We start from the raw sequence: 2,242 nt of genomic DNA on the forward strand, positions 1-2,242 counted from the left end.
GGCGAGGACGATCGCCGCGATCGTCCCGACGAGGACGACGGATGCCACGGCGATGCCGTTGTTCGCGACCGTCGGCAGCACTGCCGGGAGGACGCACGACGTCGCCGAGCCGCACACCGGCGAAGACACCGTCGTGGGCACCACGGCCACGACGAGGGCGAGCACGGCGGCGATGTCGAGCAGCCCCTGCTCGACGCTGCGACCAGACAGGGCGAGGAACGCCGCGGCGACCACGAACAGCGACGCGACGAACATCGGGCCGGCTGGGGTGTAGTACGACGCGCTCACCGACGGCAGCCCACCGCCGACGACCGCCTGCACGCCGATCGCGACGCCGAGCAGCAGCGTGGCGCCGAGGATCATCAGCCGCACGTACCGGTAGGTGCGTTGCGTGGAGGTGGTGCGGATGCGCATGTCCACATCCTGTCAGCGACCTCCGACGCGGCGCCCGCACCGCCCCTGCGAGACTTCTGACATGCATGAGTTCCTCCAGGGCGCCCGTCTGCTCCTCCGCGGACTCGGTCAGTGGCGCCGCTCCCCCGGCGCCATGGCGCTCGGACTCATCCCCGGATTCCTCGTCGGTCTCGTGTTCGGCGCCGCGCTCGTGGCCTGGGCCGTCCTGCTGGGCAACGTCGTCGACGACTGGACGCCGTTCGCCGACGACTGGGACCCGCTGTGGGCCACCGTGGTGCGCACGGCGATCGGCGTGGCTTCGTTCGGCGCGGCCGCGTTCCTCGCGATCGTGTCGTTCACCGCCGTGACCCTGACCGTGGGCGAGCCGTTCTACGACCGGATCTGGCGTGCCACCGAGCTCACCGCGCTCGGCCGCGTCCCGGACAGCGACTATGGGTTCTGGCGTTCGATCGCCGACGCCGTGCGGCTGATCGCCCGCGGCGCCCTCACCGCGCTCGCCGCGTGGCTGCTCGGTCTCATCCCGTTGGTCGGCGGAGTGCTCGGGTTCACGGTCGGGTTGCTCCTCACCGGCTGGCTGCTCGCCGACGAACTCACGTCCCGCTCCCTCGCGGCGCGCGGCCTCGACCGCGGCGCCCGCCGAGCGGTGCTGCGGGAGAACCGTGCCCGGGCGCTCGGCTTCGGGGTGGCGACGCAGCTGTGCTTCCTCATCCCGCTCGGCGCCGTGGCCGTCATGCCTGCCGCGGTGGCAGGCAGCACGCTCTGGACGCACGCGGCCCTCGGTGAACGGGCGGGGCGGAACCTCGACGCCGACGCCGCACGATAGCCTGGAGCGACCGAAGGGATCCCCTATGTTCATCGTCTCGCTCCTCCTGTTCGTCGGCGGCATGCTCCTCACCGGCCTGTCGTTCTCGCTGGCCGCACCGGCGCTGTTCTTCGCGCTCGGCATCATCCTCGTCGCCGCGTCGCTCGCTCTGCCCTTCCACTTCGGCACGCGGTAAGCCCGACCCCGCGGCCGCGCAGCACACGCGCGCTGCGTTTTCCGACGCCCGTCCGAGCGACCGCCCCGCCCCCGGGTAGCGTGGACGGGTGACCTTCTCCCTGGACGACCTCCGCCGCTGGCCGGACCTCGAGGGTCCTGACCTCGTCGCGGTGGATGCCGCTGACCGCCTCCTCCTCGATGAATCCGCCGCCGCGCGGGGCGACGTCCCCGACGGCGGGCTCGTCGTCATCGACGATGCGTATGGCGCGCTGACCCTCGGCTCCGCCTCCGACGGAGCGCGCAGCATCCGCGTGCACCAGGACGCTCTCACCGGCGAACGGGCCCTCGCGTCCAACGCGTCCCGCCTCGGGCTCGACGACACGTTCTCATCGCACGGCCTGGATGCCGACCTGGTGCGGGACGCGCGGGTCGTCCTGCTGCGCCTGCCCCGGTCGCTGCGCGCGCTCGACGACGTCGCGAGCCTCATCTCCGCGCACGCGCACCCCGACGTCGTGGTGTTCGCGGGCGGCCGTATCAAGCACATGACGCCGACGATGAACGACGTGCTGCGGACGCGGTTCGCTCGCGTCGACGTCACGCACGCCCGACAGAAGTCGCGGGTCCTCGTCTCGCGTGGCCCGCACGACGGCGGGGATCCGCAGCCCGAGGCGGCCACGGTCGACGGGCTCGAGATCCGCGCGTTCGGCGGCGTGTTCGCCGGCGCCTCGATCGACATCGGCACGCGTCTGCTCCTGGCCCACCTGCCCGAACCGACAGGCCCCGAGGCGATCGACTACGCGTGCGGGAGCGGGGTCGTGGCCGCGGCGTTGGCGACGCGGCATCCCACCC

Annotated in this window: 3 protein-coding genes and 1 pseudogene; 3 read left to right on the plus strand and 1 reads right to left on the minus strand. The window is 72.7% G+C overall.

What is annotated here, in order from left to right:
- A pseudogene (locus LQV45_RS26810) lies at positions 1 to 414 on the minus strand (hypothetical protein); the annotation flags it as partial.
- A 61-nt stretch (positions 415 to 475) separates the two neighbouring features.
- Between LQV45_RS26810 and LQV45_RS26815 the strand changes: the two are divergent.
- The 3 genes from LQV45_RS26815 to LQV45_RS26825 form a co-directional block, all read left to right on the plus strand.
- The gene (locus LQV45_RS26815) at positions 476 to 1,237 is read left to right on the plus strand and encodes an EI24 domain-containing protein (protein WP_230009783.1); all 762 of its coding nucleotides are present in this window, start codon (positions 476 to 478) and stop codon (positions 1,235 to 1,237) included.
- A 25-nt stretch (positions 1,238 to 1,262) separates the two neighbouring features.
- The gene (locus LQV45_RS26820; protein ID WP_171024345.1) at positions 1,263 to 1,412 is read left to right on the plus strand and encodes a hypothetical protein; all 150 of its coding nucleotides are present in this window, start codon (positions 1,263 to 1,265) and stop codon (positions 1,410 to 1,412) included.
- 88 nt (positions 1,413 to 1,500) lie between these two features.
- On the plus strand, positions 1,501 to 2,242 hold a 742-nt coding region (locus tag LQV45_RS26825), incomplete at its 3' end, for a methyltransferase (RefSeq protein WP_230009784.1).

The sequence above is a fragment of the Microbacterium sp. Bi128 genome (assembly GCF_918698205.1).